The following is a 17,882-nucleotide window of genomic DNA, read 5'->3' as shown; positions in this document are numbered from 1 at the left end:
ATATTTTTTTATAGATACACATATACCCAATCTGTATGATATTTAAAATTAAAAAATGATAGACCTAGCAATGGTGTTCAAAGCTAGCTCACTCTTTAACAAATAATTAAGACTCAAAAACTACCGTCTCACTATCTTAGAGGATTATCAAAAAACACTAAAAATGATCAAATCAAACAGTTTTAAAATGATTGCTGTTGCCGTGATGGTAACTGCTCTCTTATGTACTTCTTGCGAGGGTAATAAAGATACCGCCGTAGCAGAAGATGCAAAACTATCTATTGATTATGAGAAGTACGAGCTGGAGAATGGTCTAGACGTGATCTTACATCAAGATAGTAGTGACCCTATTGTATCACTTGCGATACAGTATGCGGTAGGTTCTAACCGCGAGAAGACGGGACGCACCGGTTTTGCTCACCTTTTTGAGCATATGTTATTTCAAGAGTCTGAAAATGTACCACAAGACTCATTCTTTAAAACGGTACAAGATGCAGGAGGAACCCTTAATGGTGGTACCTGGAAAGATGGTACAATCTATTATGAAACGGTACCAAATAATGCACTTGAGACTATTTTATGGCTAGAGTCTGACCGTATGGGATTCTTAATTAATACGGTAACAGAGAGTGCCTTTGAAAACCAGCAAGAGGTTGTTCAAAACGAAAAAAGACAACGTGTAGATAACAATCCTTACGGGCATACGAGCTGGGTACTTGATAAAAATATCTATCCAGAAGGTCACCCATATAACTGGCAAGTTATAGGCGAGCTAGAAGATTTACAAAATGCTACGGTAGATGATGTACGTGAGTTTTATGACAAGTTTTACGGTCCTAATAATGCGACACTTGTACTAGCAGGAGATTTTAAAACTACAGATGCAAAGGCGCTTATTGAAAAGTACTTTGGTGAGATTAAAAAACGTCAAGAGGTTGCACCACTTGAAGCACAGCCAGTAACTATAGCAGAAACAAAGAAGCTATACCACGAAGATAACTTTGCACAAGCACCACAACTACACCGTGTGTATCCTACAGTACAGCAATACACAAATGATGCATATGCACTAGACTTTCTAGCAGAAATCATCTCAAGTGGTAAAAAGGCACCTTTATATAAAGTGCTAGTAAAAGACAAAGACCTTACCTCTAGAACAGTTGCTTATAATAGTAGTCAAGAGATTGCTGGTGAATTTCACATCATCATTACTGCAAATAGCGGTGTAGATCTTGACCAAGTAGAAGCAGGTATAGATAAAGGTATTGCAAAGTTTGAAGCAGAAGGCGTTACAGATAAAGATGTAGAGCGCATTAAAGCTGGTCTTGAAACTCAGTTTTACAATGGTATAAGTAGTGTAAACGGTAAAGCGTTTCAACTAGCGAGTTACAATGTATTTGCTGGAGAGCCAGACTTTATAGAAAAAGACATAGAAAACATCAAGGCGGTTACTAAAGAAGATGTAATGCGTGTGTATAACACTTACATAAAAGGTAAGCCTTTTGTACAAACTAGTTTTGTACCTAAAGGACAGATGGATCTCATTGTAGAGAACTCTGTAAAAGCAGAGGTGGTAGAAGAAGAAATCACAGAGAATGTTACTAAGGTTGTAGAAGATGAGGCAAAGGAAATTGTAAAAACACCTTCAAAAATAGATCGCTCTACGCCACCAGTAGTAGGAGATGCGCCAAAACTAAGTATTCCAGAATCTTGGGAAGCAGAGTTGTCTAACGGGATAGATGTATATGGTATTTCTCAAAATGAGATTCCTACAGTAAACTTTAACCTGGTAATAGAAGGAGGTCACCTACTTGATAGTATGGAAAAGAATGGGGTTGCAAACCTTATGACAGATATAATGATGGAGGGTACTGCAAATAAAACTCCAGAAGAGCTTGAAGAAGCTATCGAGTTACTGGGAGCAAGTATTAATATGTACACTTCTCGCGAGGCTATTACAATACAAGGTAACACGCTTACGCGAAATTTTGCCGCAACTATGGATCTAGTAGAAGAAATTCTGTTTGAGCCACGCTGGGATGAAGAAGAACTAGGTCGTATCAAAACAGCTACTATAAACAGTATTAAACGTCGCTCTGCAAACCCTAATGCGGTGGCAAGCAACGTATATAACAAAGTGCTTTATGGTGAAGACCACATCTTCTCATACCCTACGAGCGGTACAGAAGAGTCTGTAGAAGCAATTACAATGCAAGATCTTAAAGATTTTTATGCAAATAACTTCTCACCATCTGTGAGCCGTTTTCATATTGTAGGTAAAATAGATAAGAGCGATGCACTTGCAGCCCTAAGTGACCTAGAGTCTAAGTGGGAAGCAAAAGAAGTTACCATACCAGAATATCCAGTAGCAAATAATAGAGATAAGTCTTCACTCCTATTTGTAGACATTCCTAATGCAAAGCAATCTGTAATAAATATAGGGTACATCGGGATGGCTCGTACAGACAAAGATTTCTACCCTGCAGAGGTGATGAACTATAAACTGGGAGGATCTTTCTCTGGAGCTGTAAATCTTATTTTACGTGAAGAAAAAGGATATACCTATGGAGCACGTACTTACTTTAATGGATCTAAAATACCAGGGACATTTACTGCATCATCTAGCGTACGTACTAATACGACAGGAGAATCTGTTGAGATTTTTAGAGATCAGATTAAGGCATATAAAGACGGTATTTCGCAAGATGACCTTGACTTTACAAAAAATGCGCTTATCAAATCTAATGCTCGTCGCTTTGAGACGCAGTTTGCCCTTCTAGGTATGCTTCAAGAGCGCAGTGCTTTCGACCTTCCAACAGATTATATTGAGAAGGAAGAAGATGTCATTAGAAATATGACACTAGACCAGCACAAAGCATTAGCAAATAAATATCTTGATGAAAACAAGATGGCGTACCTAGTAGTAGGTGATGCTGCCACGCAGTTTTCTCAGTTTAAAGATATGGGCTTTGATGAGGTAAAAATGCTAGACAAAGATGGTAATGAGGTAGACCTTACAAAGGTGAAACAATAACCACAATCCATTATAAATATGAAAAGAGTCTCTTCGGAGGCTCTTTTTTTTGTGGGTATAGCTACGCTTTCGCGAAAGCGCATAAAAAAACCTCCTACAGTAATTGCAGGAGGTTACATATCGTAAAAGCGAGAGATACTAGTTGTTCTCTTGCTCTCTCTTAAGCTTACGTTCTTCTCTTTTTTCTTTCATAAATTCAATAAATGAACCTCCTACCCAGTAAGGGATTACAAAAGTAAGAAGGAAAATCATTAACCAAAATCCTATAGTAAGGATGGTTAAAAATGCGAGAAAACCTAAATATTGGTCAAAATCGAACATAGGATGGTGTCTTTTCTAATTTGTAGCAAAGATACTTGATAATATATATGTCACACAAGAGAAAAAATAGATTTATTGACAGCTTATCAACGATGCAAAATGAAGCCAAATGTTTAAATTTGTGTTCCAAATTTCTAACATAATTCACAATGGAATATAGAATCGAAAAAGATACAATGGGCGAGGTACAAGTACCCGCAGATAAATTATGGGGAGCACAAACTGAGCGCTCTCGCAATAACTTTAAAATAGGAGCTCCTGGCTCTATGCCTATTGAAGTGGTACACGGCTTTGCGATTCTTAAAAAAGCAGCTGCTTATACAAACTGTGAGCTAGGTGTACTACCGGTTGAAAAGAGAGATCTTATCGCTGCTGTATGTGATGAGATACTTACAGGTATGCACGATGACCAGTTCCCACTAGTAATCTGGCAAACCGGATCTGGAACACAGAGCAATATGAATGTAAACGAGGTGATTGCAAATAGAGCTCACCAACTTGCAGGAAAAACAATAGGTGAAGGTGATAAAACACTAGCGCCTAATGATGATGTAAATAAATCACAATCTTCTAACGATACATTCCCTACTGGAATGCACATTGCAGGTTATAAAAAGATTGTAGAAAACACAATACCAGGAGTACGCACATTACGTGACACGCTTAAAGCGAAAGCTGATGCTTTTAAAAACGTGGTAAAAATAGGTCGTACGCACCTTATGGATGCCACTCCCCTCACACTAGGTCAAGAGTTTTCTGGATACGTATCACAACTAGATCACGGACTTAAAGCTTTAGAAAATACACTAGATCACCTCGCAGAGCTTGCTCTGGGAGGAACAGCTGTAGGTACTGGTCTTAATACTCCTAAAGGATATGCAAAGCGTGTGTCTGAGTATATGGCAGAGTTTTCTGGTCACCCGTTCCGTACTGCAGATAATAAGTTTGAAGCACTTGCTGCTCACGATGCAATCGTAGAAACTCACGGTGCGTTAAAACAACTTGCGGTATCTCTCAATAAGATTGCAAATGATATACGTCTTATGGCTTCTGGACCACGTAGTGGTATAGGTGAGATAAGTATCCCGGCAAATGAACCAGGATCTTCTATTATGCCAGGTAAAGTAAACCCTACACAATGTGAGGCACTTACAATGGTTTGTGCTCAAGTTATGGGTAATGATGTCGCTGTAGGTGTAGGTGGTATGCAAGGACACTACGAGCTTAATGTATTTAAACCTATGATGGCTTCAAACCTTTTACAATCTGCACAACTTATAGGTGATGCTTGTGTTTCTTTTTCTGAGCACTGTGCTTCAGGTATTGAGCCAAACGATGCAAGAATTAAAGAATTACTAGATAACTCATTAATGCTAGTAACTGCTTTAAACACAAAAATAGGGTATTACAAAGCTGCCGAAATAGCAAATACGGCACATAAAAATGGTACAACATTAAAGACAGAAGCTGTAAATCTAGGATACGTAACCGCCGAAGAATTTGACGAGTGGGTACGACCTGAAGATATGGTTTAATTCTTATGTAGCAAACACAAGTTAATCGATGAAATACACAAATTCATCGATTAACTTGTTTTTATCAATAGCTTATCATATCTTTATGGTCCCAAATCATAAGAAATGAAACTACTATTGGTTCTTTTAAGCTTCCTGCTTTGCAGTGTGAGCCTACCACCAGAGACCATAACTTATCTTAAGGATGCTTCTGGCACACATAACATAACAAGTGCAAAAAGTGCTGTTTTTACAGACTTAGAATCAGAAAACTTAGGATTAGACAATGGTGTTTACTGGTTTAAAATAAATAATATATCTCAATCTAGAGCTATATTAGAACTTCAGACAGCACACGTTACTGATCTTGAATTATTCGATAATAATGGAGCGCTTATTTCTGTAATGAATAACACGAGATTTCCCTCGTATTTTATAAGTAAAGATTTACACAGCTTTCCTCTTTATCTAAAAGGTAACTTCCCACTGGAGTCCTACTTCCCTATAACAATTTCTAACGAAGGCGAGTATGCAAAAAATGATCGAGTGAATATGCTAGGTATAGGGTTCTTTTATGGGACCAGTATAGCTTTACTTATTGCAACGCTTATATTTTTCTTTATAGTCAAAAACACAAAATTTCTATTTTTTGCATTTATCATTTTTGGCATACTGCTCAGTGTAATAGCTCAAGATAATATCCTTAATTTTTTAGATATTAATCTAGGTAATCCGTTATATATGGAAGCACTTGGTCATTATTCTGTAGGTATAATGGCGTTGTTTTTTATGATTTTTTATCTCAACTTGAGAAAAAACCAGCAATGGATTAAATATGCAATGATCTCTATAATTGCTGTCTCTACCGTTTCATTAATATATTTTGTGATTACTAAGATGCTTTGGGGGCTTATACTGGTTAACTCTTGTTCTATACTAGCAACTGCACTTCTCTGGATTCTTATATTGAGAATTGCTAGTGGACCTAAACGTTACATACTCCTACTAATTTATTCTGTAAACCTGTTTTTCTTAGTTAATGTATTTGTTTTTCATTTATTAGGAATCACACTGCTAGAGCGTAGCACTTTTGATGGAGCAGGGATTGCTTTACTAAACTTTACCCTAATTGCCGTACTCCTATTACTCTCCTTTTATGGTATCCAAACTACGGGCGTAATAATGAAGCACAAAATAAAAAGGTATGTAGAAGAGCTAAAAGAATTAAATACCTATAGAAATATACAAGATACAGATGATGATTATCTAGAATCTCTTATTTACCAATTTAAACTTGAAAATATAGAGGTAAAAATACTAGATGACATTGCTAAGGGCTTAAGTAATGAAGCTATTGCTTCAAAATATAACTTAACTACAGATCGCTTAAACCAATTAACAAAAAGTCTCTATACCAAGCTTGGTTTAGAGACTTCTGGTGATTTACAAAATCTAGCTTTTTAAGCCTTTTTCTTCTTTATATAATACTTTCTGTATCTCATATATGATACCGTACCAAACACCGTAAGAATAACCGCTGTGATGAGTATCTTCTGGTCTGCTATATCACCTCCACTCTGGTATGCGTGCAGTCCAGATAAGTAGTAATTTACCCCAAAGTAAGTAAACATAATACTACTTAATGCTACAATAGAGACAAAGTTAAATAGCCATCTACCTCTCAATCCAGGTATCAATCTCATATGTATCACAAAGGCATAAACGATAAGTGAGATAAGCGCCCAAGTCTCTTTTGGGTCCCATCCCCAGTAACGCCCCCAGCTTTCGTTTGCCCACTGACCTCCCAAGAAGGTACCTATGGCAAGTAATACCATACCTACTGTAAGAGCAAGCTCATTAATGATGGTTATCTCTTTAATATTAAGATCCATCTTTTCCTTATTTTTTTCAGTTGTAAATATCATTAAGAATAATGAGACAACTCCTAGAATAGCTCCTAGCGTAAAAGGACCATAACTCGCTACAATTACTGCAGTATGAATCATTAACCAGTAACTATCTAGTACAGCTTGTAAATTCTCTATCTCTGGATTCATCCAGTTCATAGAGGCTGCCCATAATATAAAAGCACCTACAAACGCAGTACTAGCAATAGTAAGTTGACTCTTTCTCCCGAAGGCTAGGCCAAAAAATACCGTTGCCCACCCTACATATAGTACAGACTCATAAGCATTACTCCACGGTGCGTGCCCAGCAATATACCATCGCCATATCAAGCCTATGGTGTGTACAATAAATAATACAACAATCGCAGCTGCACCGAGCTTAGTCATCCAGTTGATGAACTTATTGTTGTTAAAAATAGCAGCAATAACAAAAATCATCATAAATACGGCTGCCAGCATGTACATCCAGTAAAGCTTTGTAAAGACATCATACTTATTGTAAAAAATCTCTGCATCACGCTTCTCTATAGAAGGCATTATATCATTACTATGACTGCGCTGAAACTTCTCTATACCTTGCAAAACTTTATCTGCATCCGTGTAATCTCCAGTAGCTCTACCCTTCTTTAAACTCAATAAATAAGCAGGAAAAATTTGATTTGCAATGACAGAGTCTGTAGCTCGATAAGGGACATCCTTTACTTTTATAGGAGAGATCCACGTGTTATTTGAATCATCTGGTTTTGGGAATATTCTTAAAACTTCTTTAACCAGTGTTCTGTCTAGGAGATTCATACGCTCTGAGACGTCTATAAATTCTTTAGAAATTTTTGTAGGGTTTGCCTCTGCATATGCCTCTGGTAAAAATGGAGCTAGTTTATACCTAAAGTCTGAGGTAAAGAAATCCATTTGTTTAAAGTACTTTCTGTCTGACGGTACACCCACTACATTACGTAAACTATCATTTCCTTTTTGAAGGTATATGATCTCTGCAAAACTCCATATTTGCGGGTTTTCCATCATTGAGAGCATTACTTGGTCTGCAGTAAGGCCTTCATAAGTATCACTCCTACTTAACTTACGTAATAACATACTTGAGTATGTATTAATAGGCATCATACGCCCATCTTCTTGTATGATAAGACGGCCAAACTTTTCTGCGTGCTCTAGTGGTACTGCATTTTCTACAATGAGTCTTTTTATCTCTTCTTGTGAGGGCATAGCCTGCTCGTGTGGCTCTCCTTGGTGACTGTCAAGTCCTAAAATGTCACTTATATTTTCTCCAGTAACAGCTACGGTGTCTTTTACGACTACGTTTCCGTTGCTTACTTCGGTAGTTTGATTAGATATATCTTCTTGTGCGTATCCCGCTTTCGCGAAAGCAATCAAAAACACAATCATCATAAGTTTAGACTTCTTAAGTTTAATCTTATCTAAACGACGCTTGAGCTCACCAAAACGTGATCCCTTATCAAAAAGAATCATCATCATACCTATGTACAGTAAAAAGTAACCTATGTATGTAACCCAAGTTCCCCAAAAATCGTGACTTACAGAAAGTATCGTACCAGACTCATCTGGAAAGAAACTTGCTTGAAAAAATCTAAATCCTTTGTGGTCTAAAACGTGGTTCATATAAATTTCGTAATCAAAATTTTCTTCAGGATCTTCTACCGTTATCTGGCTTTCAAAAGACGAGTATACATTTTGTGTACCAGGGTATCTTCTAGCGATAAATTTGTTGAGCTTTATCGAAAACGGTAGTGGCATAGACTTACTTCCGTATGCTAGATAAACTTTGTGCCCTCCTACCTCTATTTGTTTTTTATCATTACTATAGCCTTTACCACCTAGTAGTCCTACTGTTTTGGTCTCGCCATTTGCGGTTACATCTACAAAGAGTGCATCCTCTTGATTTTTTTCTTTTACCTCTTTTGCAACAATACCAGTACGACCACGTATAGCTTGGTCTGGTATAACGAGTAACTTGCCGCCTAAGTTATAAAGTGCTCGTAGTTTAAGTGGCTGCTCTACATCTTCTGGCACCTCACTCTCATCTTGTGTTGCCATTACAGTAACAGAACCTGCAAATGGTGATTTAAAAGTGTAGTTTTCACCGTCAAACCCTATGTTTATAGCGCCATCTGTAGGCTTATTAAAGGCATAGAGTACATTGTGAATATTCACTAGCTCACCTTCTACTAGAAAGTGCTCGTGACGCTGGTTATCTGTACCTGTCTCTACAATTTTAAGGTGCCATAACCCGCTCTCATCTTCTACAAATCCATCTTGAGCACCATCTATAAATTTGTTAAAACCAAAAGTAAAAGTGGTCTTGTCACTTCTGTTATTTGTATCGTGCACAAAATCTTCTGTCCACGTAAAATCATTATTTAATCTAGGCGATAGTGATAACTCCTTTTCTATTGCACGGCGCATAGGCTGGCCGTTTTGCTCTCCATCTATAAAAACATCAAGGTAGGTTTTCTCGCTTAAGAAAGAATTTTCGGTCGAACCCTCCTCAATAGGCATAACACCTTCATAACTTATATATCTTGTAATACCCGCTCCTATTAAAATAAGTACAAATGAAAGGTGAAAAACTAATGTCGTTATCTTCTCCTTGCGCAACAATTTATATCTGAATATATTTCCTATAAAGTTGACTACAAACAGAATATGAATAAGTGTAAACCACCAAGCATCATAAATCCAGTATCTTGAGTATGGCGTAGGTGAAGTTTCTTGACCTATATCTAAAAATGTTCCTACTGCCATTGCAACAAAGTAGGCTATAAAAAGGATCCCCATCAAGCGTGTGGAGAATAAAATAGAAGCGATTTTCTTTTGCATAATTCAGGCAAATTTTAACGAGTGCAAAGATAACCTACGACGGCTTAAAAACCTTAAACCTAGGGTTCATAAAATATGAAACCTCAACAGTTTTAAAAAAGCCTATTTTTGCTACTATGATAGAAGTAAACATTGTGGGTACTGGTAATGTAGCGTGGCATCTGGCAAAGGCACTAGGTGCACAAAACCGTGCAGTCGTAATGCAAGTAGCTGGCCGTACTGAGGCTAGCCTTAAGCCTTTTAAAAATATGGCTCGTCATACGGTAAGTATTGAGGAGCTTTCTCCTTCAGACGTGACTATCATTGCTGTGAGTGACGATGTGATTGCAGAGGTGTCTAGTCAAATTCCTTTTGATAACACACTTGTAGTACACACTTCTGGATATACGGCTATGAGTACGCTTTCGCGAAAGCATAATAAAGGCGTTTTTTACCCTTTACAAAGTTTTTCTAAAGATGATACGTCTATAAACTTTGCCGAAATACCAATTCTAGTAGAGGCAGATAACGATGAAGATGAAAAAACCTTGCGCGAGCTAGGTGCGATGATATCTAATACAGTACAAGTAATAAATAGCACACAGAGAAGACAGCTCCATCTAGCTGCCGTGTTTGCAAATAATTTTACAAACCACTGCTATACCATCGCTCAAGACATCTGCGAGCAATATGAGGTAGATGTAAAAACCCTACACCCACTTATCTTAAAAACAGCTCAAAAGGCTTTAGAAAATGGACCTGCAAATAGTCAAACAGGCCCTGCAAAAAGAGGTGACATAGCTGTCATAAACAATCAACTAGATTTACTAGAAAACCCAGATCACAAAGATATTTATAACGCTCTTACAAAAGCGATACACACTACCTATGGAAAAAAGTTATAAAGAATACTTACATAATATTACCACCTTTATATTTGATGTAGATGGTGTCCTTACAGATGGTAAACTACATATTACCACAGAAGGCCAGATGCACCGCACGATGAATGTAAAAGATGGGTATGCCATAAAAGCAGCGCTAGATGCTGGATACAATATATGTATCATAAGTGGAGGCACTGATGAGGGTGTGCGCTCAAGGCTACAAAAACTAGGCATAAGTGACGTTGCTCTAGGTGCTCACAATAAGATGGAACACCTTAACACTTATCTTAAAGACAAGGATATCGCAGCACAAAACATACTATATATGGGAGATGATATACCAGACTATCCCGTAATGCAATTTGCAGGTCTCGCCTGCTGCCCACAAGATGCTGTAAAAGAAATAAAAGACATCTCAAATTACATCTCACATAAAAATGGCGGTCAGGGCTGTGTGAGAGATGTGATAGAGCAAGTTCTTAAAGTGCAAGGCAACTGGATGAAAAATATAGATGCAGCAGCTCATTAACGAGATATTATGTATTTTTAATAAAACAACCTAACCCCTAGTTGAAGTATCTAAACCTCATAAGATTTAATAATCTTCTTATGATCATTGTTATGCAATGTGTCATAAGGTATGCCATTGCTCAAATAGATGATATTGACATCACATTAAGCAATCTAGGCCTGTTGTTCCTTATCCTTGCTACGGTGTTAATTGCAGCAGGAGGATACATCATTAACGACAGCTATGATGTTGTGGCAGATAAAATTAATAAGCCCAAAAAACGCACCGTAGGTGTCTCTATAGATGAGAAACAAGCAAAACTCATTTATTTTGGACTCACCTTTACTGGTTTAGGGCTTGGTTTTATCCTCACAAGCCTGATGGGACACCCCATATACTTTATATACTTCTTACTTAGTGCAGGGTTTTTATACCTCTATGCTAGGTTTATAAAAAAGTATGCTTTATTAGGTAATTTGCTTGTAAGTATCTTAGTAGCTCTCTCGGTTATTTTAGTACCACTATTTGAACTTATACCTGCTATAGACACAAGTAATAATGAGGAGCAACTAGGTGCATTTACAGTATTTACGTCGGTCGCTATATTTGCCTTTGCTATCACACTTGTAAGAGAACTTGTAAAAGATATAGAAGACATACAAGGAGATCACGTTGCTGGTTATAAAACGCTACCCATATTACTAGGCGCACAACGCACAGCAAGAGTTTCTGTCATACTTACACTTATAATAATCACATTTATAAGCTGGTATACATTTACATTTCTATACGATTATAAAATAGCTGTGGCTACTGTATTTTTTGCCATTATCGCACCATTAGGATATTGCTGTTCAAAATTATGGGAGGCGACTAAAAAAAGTGAGCTCTCACACATATCACTCATCCTTAAAGTAATTATGTTTGTAGGTATATGTATCATCCCATTACTTATACACGCTATTTACTATGCTTAAAGAAAAATTAAAAAATCACAATCTCATACTAGCCTCTGGATCTCCTAGACGCCAGCAGTTTTTTAAAGAACTAGACCTAGATTTTACCATACAACTTAAACCTGTAGACGAGACCTTTCCAGACCATTTACAAGGTCCAGAGATAACAGATTATCTAGCAAAACTTAAGGCCGCAGCTTTTACAGACTTAAAAGCAACAGATATACTCGTAACCAGTGATACCATAGTATGGTTTAATGGTGTAGCACTTAACAAACCAGAAGATCGTGATGAAGCCTATGCGATGATAGCAGCCCTTTCTGGTAATAGCCACCAGGTTATTACTTCTGTAGCTTTTACTACAAAAGAAGGTCAGACCGTGATAAACGATACGACCACCGTCACCTTTAAAGAGCTTACAGAAGAAGAGATTAATTACTACATTGATAATTACCAGCCTTATGATAAAGCTGGTGGTTATGGTATACAAGAATGGTTTGGCTACATAGCCGTAACAAGTCTTGAGGGTTCATACTTTAATGTGATGGGTATGCCCCTGCATAAAGTTTATGAAACGTTAATGCAGCTGGCAGACTAGTAGCTTTTCTGTACTTTTAGTTAAAAATAAATTATGGGATTCTTAAAAAAAATGTTTACACAAAAGCGTACTATATTCTTTTTTATAGCCGCTATTGCGCTACCTGCGATACTTATAAGTTGTAAAAAAGAGACTGGGGATAATATCGCTTTCGCGAAAGCGGACTCAGCTAAAACCACCACCTCAGAAAAACGTAATTTATCTCAAGAGTGGAAAGATTACTGGTATGCCGGCACTGCCGAAATTTCTTCTTATAAACTAGATCAAGCACGATATGGCGAGATAAGACCAGGCACAGCAGTCTTGATTTATGTAACCGAAGATTTCTTGCCAAAAGAACAAGTAAAAGCAGATGCCCAAAACGATAGCAACATCCCTGTCCTAAAGCTCAATGCTACCAAAAAGTTTGTAACAGGCATCTACCCCTATTCCATAATGACCAGCACATTTTATCCCATTACCGAAAAAAAACACGCTATAAAAGTATCACAGAGCACACAAGAATGGTGCGGTCACGTATATGCACAACTTAATAACAGAGAAGACTTTGAAGTGACCTCTCACTCCTACTTTCAATCTGAGGCAGACCAAGAAATGGGTCTCCCAAAAGATATACTAGAAAATGAATTATGGACACAAATACGCCTTGACCCAACCTCGCTCCCTACAGGATCATTTAAGGCTATACCTAATCTTGAATTTATACGTAACTCACATATTGATCTTGCAGCATATCAAGCAACAGGAAGCCTAAATGGGGATTCTTACACAATAGAATATCCAGAATTAAAACGCACAGTTACTATACAATTTACGCCTGAGTTCCCTCATACTATAGAGGGCTGGACAGAGACATTTCCTCAAGGGCGTGACGGCACTCCTATGACAACGACAGCCACTAAGATGAAAACCATTAAAAGTGCCTACTGGGGTAAAAAAAGTATTGCAGATGAAGCTTTGCGTACAGAATTAGAATTAAACTAATGGGAAGGTTACGTAAACAACTCAATAAAGTTAACCCCTTTACAGCGGTAAACCTTATATCAAAAAGCGTCATTAAAGAGCAAATGTCGCACGCCCCGGGTCACGTAGTTTATACGGGTACAAAGGAAGTAAAAGATGTCCTCATAGATGTTTTTGACTACAATGCAACCTTTGTAGAAGAAGAAACGGTACACGAGTTATCCAGCTACACAAAAGACACAGACGAAAAAACGGTTACCTGGGTAAATGTAAATGGTCTTTCTGACACACAGGCACTTACAGATATATCACACAAGTATGACCTACACCCACTGGTGATGGAAGATGTGGCAAATACCAGCCAGCGACCCAAACTAGATGAGTATCCAGATCATTTATTTATTGTTTTTAAAATGCTCTATCACGATACAGATGGTAAATTAAACACGGAGCACATAAGCCTTATTCTGGGCAAGACCTATGTCTTGCTTATGCAAGAGTATGATGGTGACGTTTTTGATGGAATTAGAGATCGTATACGCCTGTCTAAAGGTCGGGTGCGCACTACTGGAGCAGATTATCTAATGTATGCACTTATGGATGCGGTGATAGATCACTACTTTATAATCATAGAGACCCTAAGTGATAAAATAGAAGAGCTAGAAGAAAGAATATATACAAACCCTTCAGAAAACTATTCGCAAGAAATACAACAGCTCAAAAAAGAGGTGATACAAGTACGTAGGTCAATTTTTCCGCTACGGGAGGTTGTAAATAAGCTAGAAAAAGTAGATAATCACCTCATACTTAAAAAAACACAAGTTTTTGTGCGTGATCTTTATGATCATACCATACAGGTAATTGAGACTGTAGAGGTTTATAGAGACACCATAGCAGGACTAATGGATATGAACTCAACAAACATTGCAAACCGTATGAACGAGGTGATGAAGGTTCTTACTATTATCGCTACTATTTTTATACCTATGACTTTTCTAGCAGGAATTTATGGGATGAATTTTCAACACATTCCAGAGTTACAAATGCAAAATGGTTACTACTACTTCTGGGGAGCGATGGTATTTATTTTTATAGGTTCTATCATATACTTTAAGCGTAAAAAATGGCTATAGATTTTATAAACTTATACAGAGAGCAACTTATAGAAAGTGCCATCGTAGCGGTTGTTATGATAGGCCTACGTATGGTGATTTCTTACTTTGTAAATCGTTTTTCAGATAGAAAAAATAAGGTAAAGCAACGTGCAAATCTAGTAATGAAGTATGTAGACTTTATTCTTATCCTCATTGCCTCTGTGTTTGCTTTTCTTATCTGGAGCCTTAATGCTAGAGATATAGGCGTGTATGCCTCTTCGGTTTTTGCTCTTATAGGTGTAGGCTTTTTTGCACAATGGTCTGTATTAAGTAATATGACCTCTGGTGTAATTATATTTTTCACCCTTCCCTACAAGATAGGTGATCGCATTAAGATACACGATAAGGATTTTCCCATTATTGCCATTATAGAAGACATTAAAGGCTTCCATATGAATTTGCGCACAGATGATGGCGGTCTACACACCTACCCTAACAGTCTTATTATGCAAAAAGGAGTCACCTTAGTACAAGATGGAGTCGCAACACGCATTGTAGAGCCTATTGATCCTACATCAGATAATGACCACTTTAACAAGCCTGTATAATCGTTAAAGAAAACTTAAAGAAAACGTCCTAGGCATTGATATTAGGTATATTTGAGAGATAACAACACTCTCAATATGACACGCAAATCCTATGTGATTTTTGTTCTGATTTCTTTTTTTGCTTTCGCGAAAGCGTACTCACAAGGAATCACTGTACAGCCCAGTAAACCTACAGCTAGCGAAATTTATGAAGACCTAAAAAAGCTAAATTTCTTAGGCTCTGTACTATATGTTGCTGCACACCCAGATGACGAGAACACAACAGCTATCTCCTACTTTGCAAATACCGTAAAAGCAAGAACGGCATACTTATCACTTACAAGAGGTGATGGTGGCCAGAATATTATAGGCCCAGAACTAAGGGAACTTTTAGGAGTAATACGCACTAATGAGTTACTTGCCGCTCGCGCAACAGATGGTGGAGAGCAACGTTTTACACGTGCAAACGATTTTGGTTACTCAAAACACCCAGATGAGACACTTGCCATCTGGAACAAAGAAGAAGTACTGGGTGATGTAGTATGGGCGATACGTACTTTTAAGCCGGATGTAATCATTAATAGATTTAATCACAGAACACCGGGAAGCACACACGGCCATCACACCTCTAGTGCAATGCTCTCTGTAGAAGCATATGATCTTGCTGGAGATGCCGCAAAATATCCAAATCAATTACAATACACAGATACCTGGTCACCACAAAGACAATTCTTTAATACCTCTTGGTGGTTTTATGGAAGTAGAGAAAAATTTGAAGCAGCAGATAAGTCTAACCTTGTAAAAGTAGATGTAGGTACCTTCTACCCTGGCTTAGGGTTATCAAATACAGAAATATCTTCCCTTAGTAGAAGTCAGCATAAGTCTCAAGGATTTGGTAATACAGGCTCGCGTGGTACTAGTGATACTTATTTTGAGTTACTACGTGGAGAAATGCCTACTAACGATGATGTTTTTCAAGGTATTAACACCACTTGGACACGTGTTAAAGGAGGAAAAGCAATAAAGACAATACTAGACAACGTAGTTGCCACCTATGACTTCACTGCGCCAGATAAGAGTATACCACAACTTATGAAGGCATATGCCCTCGTACAACAACTAGAAGACACACACTGGAAAAACATAAAGTCTAAAGAACTTGAGACAATTATCACTGCAGTGACAGGCCTATACCTAGAAGCAAAAGCAGATACAAATTATGCAACCATAGGCAGCTCAATAAAACTGGATATAGAAGCTATAAATAGAAGTACTCAGTCTGTAGTTCTCAAAAAAGCTACCGTAACAGTTACAGATAACGTAGTGGCGTCTAATCAACCACTAGCGAATAATGAGCGTTATACTACATCAACAACCCTTTCAGTAAGTGATGACTTTAAAGATACCTCTGCATACTGGTTACGAGAAGAAGGTACTTTAGGTATGTACAAGGTTGCAGACCAGCAAATGATAGGTAAACCAGAAACACCACAAGAAAACACAGTCACATTTGACCTTGTCATTTCGGGAGTGCCTATAAGTATTACAAAACCTATCGTCTATAAATACAATGACAGAGTAAAAGGTGAAGTGTATGAGCCTTTTGAAATTGTACCAGCTGTGTCATCTAGACTAGAGTCTAAGGTGATCATTTTCGCGAAAGCGGAATCAAAAAAAATACCCGTGACAGTCACAGCACATCAAGCTAATTTTACAGGAACTGTACTACTAAATAAACCATCTGGATGGACGGTATCACCTGCTAGTTATGATGTTTCTATAGCAAATAAGGGAGAAGAAAAAGAGTTTGTATTTACAGTAACACCACCGGCTGGTGATAGCGAGGGTGATTTGAGTCCGCGTGTGGTTTCTGGCGGAAAGACGTATACTAAAGAGCTTATAAAAATAGACTACGCGCACATCCCGCTGCAGTCATTATTCTTGCCTAATAAAGCACGTGTTGTACGACTAGACATTGCACGCAAGGGTAACTACATAGGTTACATACAAGGAGCTGGAGATGCGGTACCAGATAACCTCGCGCAGATAGGTTATCAAGTTGCAGTGATAGATCCTGCGACCATAACACCAGAGTTGCTATCACAGTTTGACGCTGTGGTTGTAGGTATACGTGCTTATAATGTGGTAGATGAGATGCAAGCAAAACAACCACTACTACTAGATTATGTAAAAGATGGCGGAACACTTATCGCACAATACAACACCTCTGGACGCTGGGGCAACACAAAAATAGGCGCTCCGTATGAGCTTACACTCTCTAGAGACCGTGTGACAGATGAAAATAGCGAGGTGAGAATCCTAGCAAAAGATCACCCACTTATGAATTTTCCTAACAAGTTGTCTCAACAAGATTTTCAAGGATGGACACAAGAGCGAGGTCTTTATTTTCCGAATAAATGGTCTAGTGAGTACACGCCTATTTTATCAATGAACGATAAGGGAGAAACTACAAAAGATGGAAGTCTTCTCATCGCAGCATATGGTAAAGGACATTATATCTACACTGGCTTAAGCTTTTTTAGAGAGTTACCAGCTGGAGTATCTGGGGCATACAAGCTATTTGCAAATATGCTTAGTGTAGGTAAACAAGAGCAGCAAGATATTAAACAGTAATTATGAACAAGCCATCCTCATACACCTGGAAGAAGAAATACACA

General features: G+C 37.9%; 13 protein-coding genes. 11 read left to right on the top strand and 2 right to left on the bottom strand.

Annotated features, from left to right (window positions below):
* Positions 1 to 163: 163 nt before the first annotated feature.
* Positions 164 to 3,034, top strand: a complete 2,871-nt coding sequence (locus Q0948_RS07125) for a pitrilysin family protein (protein WP_298351209.1) — start codon at positions 164 to 166, stop codon at positions 3,032 to 3,034.
* Between the two features lie 138 nt (positions 3,035 to 3,172).
* On the opposite strand, the gene Q0948_RS07120 is transcribed toward Q0948_RS07125, so the two are convergent.
* Complete coding sequence (locus tag Q0948_RS07120) at positions 3,173 to 3,355, bottom strand: hypothetical protein (RefSeq protein ID WP_021779402.1); 183 nt, start codon at positions 3,353 to 3,355, stop codon at positions 3,173 to 3,175.
* 149 nt (positions 3,356 to 3,504) lie between these two features.
* Here Q0948_RS07120 and fumC point away from each other — a divergent pair, with 149 nt between their 5' ends.
* Both fumC and Q0948_RS07110 read left to right on the top strand, forming a co-directional pair.
* Positions 3,505 to 4,890, top strand: coding sequence for a class II fumarate hydratase (gene fumC / locus Q0948_RS07115; RefSeq protein WP_298351216.1), 1,386 nt, complete (start codon positions 3,505 to 3,507; stop codon positions 4,888 to 4,890).
* A 105-nt stretch (positions 4,891 to 4,995) separates the two neighbouring features.
* Positions 4,996 to 6,333 carry a hypothetical protein gene (locus Q0948_RS07110; protein ID WP_298351219.1) on the top strand — a complete coding sequence of 446 codons (1,338 nt, stop codon included), beginning with the start codon at positions 4,996 to 4,998 and terminating at the stop codon, positions 6,331 to 6,333.
* Here Q0948_RS07110 and ccsA read toward each other — a convergent pair.
* Positions 6,330 to 9,629, bottom strand: a complete 3,300-nt coding sequence (gene ccsA / locus Q0948_RS07105) for a cytochrome c biogenesis protein CcsA (protein ID WP_298351221.1) — start codon at positions 9,627 to 9,629, stop codon at positions 6,330 to 6,332. The two genes, Q0948_RS07110 and ccsA, sit on opposite strands and share 4 nt — an antisense overlap.
* Positions 9,630 to 9,745: 116 nt before the next feature.
* On the opposite strand from ccsA, the gene Q0948_RS07100 reads away from it, so the two are divergent.
* The 8 genes from Q0948_RS07100 to Q0948_RS07065 all read left to right on the top strand — a co-directional run bounded on the left by Q0948_RS07100 (position 9,746) and on the right by Q0948_RS07065 (position 17,838).
* Positions 9,746 to 10,513 carry a Rossmann-like and DUF2520 domain-containing protein gene (locus tag Q0948_RS07100; protein ID WP_298351225.1) on the top strand — a complete coding sequence of 256 codons (768 nt, stop codon included), beginning with the start codon at positions 9,746 to 9,748 and terminating at the stop codon, positions 10,511 to 10,513.
* Positions 10,497 to 11,024, top strand: coding sequence for an HAD hydrolase family protein (locus Q0948_RS07095; protein ID WP_298351228.1), 528 nt, complete (start codon positions 10,497 to 10,499; stop codon positions 11,022 to 11,024). The genes Q0948_RS07100 and Q0948_RS07095 overlap by 17 nt, the downstream gene beginning before the upstream one ends.
* Before the next feature lie 41 nt (positions 11,025 to 11,065).
* Complete coding sequence (locus Q0948_RS07090) at positions 11,066 to 11,983, top strand: geranylgeranylglycerol-phosphate geranylgeranyltransferase (protein WP_298351230.1); 918 nt, start codon at positions 11,066 to 11,068, stop codon at positions 11,981 to 11,983.
* Positions 11,976 to 12,560 carry a Maf-like protein gene (locus Q0948_RS07085; RefSeq protein WP_298351233.1) on the top strand — a complete coding sequence of 195 codons (585 nt, stop codon included), beginning with the start codon at positions 11,976 to 11,978 and terminating at the stop codon, positions 12,558 to 12,560. Before Q0948_RS07090 ends, Q0948_RS07085 begins: the two co-directional genes overlap by 8 nt.
* Positions 12,561 to 12,593: 33 nt before the next feature.
* Positions 12,594 to 13,544, top strand: coding sequence for a septum formation inhibitor Maf (locus Q0948_RS07080; protein ID WP_298351236.1), 951 nt, complete (start codon positions 12,594 to 12,596; stop codon positions 13,542 to 13,544).
* Positions 13,544 to 14,656: a magnesium/cobalt transporter CorA gene (gene corA / locus Q0948_RS07075; RefSeq protein WP_298351240.1), complete on the top strand. Its 1,113-nt coding sequence runs from the start codon at positions 13,544 to 13,546 to the stop codon at positions 14,654 to 14,656. Before Q0948_RS07080 ends, corA begins: the two co-directional genes overlap by 1 nt.
* A complete protein-coding gene (locus tag Q0948_RS07070; protein ID WP_298351243.1) occupies positions 14,647 to 15,225 on the top strand; it encodes a mechanosensitive ion channel domain-containing protein in 579 nt (192 codons plus the stop codon). The genes corA and Q0948_RS07070 overlap by 10 nt, the downstream gene beginning before the upstream one ends.
* Before the next feature lie 75 nt (positions 15,226 to 15,300).
* Positions 15,301 to 17,838: a PIG-L family deacetylase gene (locus tag Q0948_RS07065; RefSeq protein WP_298351245.1), complete on the top strand. Its 2,538-nt coding sequence runs from the start codon at positions 15,301 to 15,303 to the stop codon at positions 17,836 to 17,838.
* Positions 17,839 to 17,882: the final 44 nt, after the last annotated feature.

The organism is uncultured Dokdonia sp., from assembly GCF_947496725.1.
GTDB lineage: Bacteria > Bacteroidota > Bacteroidia > Flavobacteriales > Flavobacteriaceae > Dokdonia.
Note: the sequence above shows the minus strand (reverse complement) of the source record. Positions and strands in the feature narration are given on the sequence as shown.

Coding starts and splice junctions, on each gene's coding strand:
- Q0948_RS07100 (WP_298351225.1), top strand. CDS start 9,746: ATGATAGAAGTAAACATTGTGGGTACTGGTAATGTAGCGTGGCATCTG.
- Q0948_RS07085 (WP_298351233.1), top strand. CDS start 11,976: ATGCTTAAAGAAAAATTAAAAAATCACAATCTCATACTAGCCTCTGGA.
- Q0948_RS07080 (WP_298351236.1), top strand. CDS start 12,594: ATGGGATTCTTAAAAAAAATGTTTACACAAAAGCGTACTATATTCTTT.
- Q0948_RS07110 (WP_298351219.1), top strand. CDS start 4,996: ATGAAACTACTATTGGTTCTTTTAAGCTTCCTGCTTTGCAGTGTGAGC.
- ccsA (WP_298351221.1), bottom strand. CDS start 9,629: ATGCAAAAGAAAATCGCTTCTATTTTATTCTCCACACGCTTGATGGGG.
- Q0948_RS07095 (WP_298351228.1), top strand. CDS start 10,497: ATGGAAAAAAGTTATAAAGAATACTTACATAATATTACCACCTTTATA.
- Q0948_RS07125 (WP_298351209.1), top strand. CDS start 164: ATGATCAAATCAAACAGTTTTAAAATGATTGCTGTTGCCGTGATGGTA.
- Q0948_RS07120 (WP_021779402.1), bottom strand. CDS start 3,355: ATGTTCGATTTTGACCAATATTTAGGTTTTCTCGCATTTTTAACCATC.
- Q0948_RS07065 (WP_298351245.1), top strand. CDS start 15,301: ATGACACGCAAATCCTATGTGATTTTTGTTCTGATTTCTTTTTTTGCT.
- corA (WP_298351240.1), top strand. CDS start 13,544: ATGGGAAGGTTACGTAAACAACTCAATAAAGTTAACCCCTTTACAGCG.
- Q0948_RS07070 (WP_298351243.1), top strand. CDS start 14,647: ATGGCTATAGATTTTATAAACTTATACAGAGAGCAACTTATAGAAAGT.
- fumC (WP_298351216.1), top strand. CDS start 3,505: ATGGAATATAGAATCGAAAAAGATACAATGGGCGAGGTACAAGTACCC.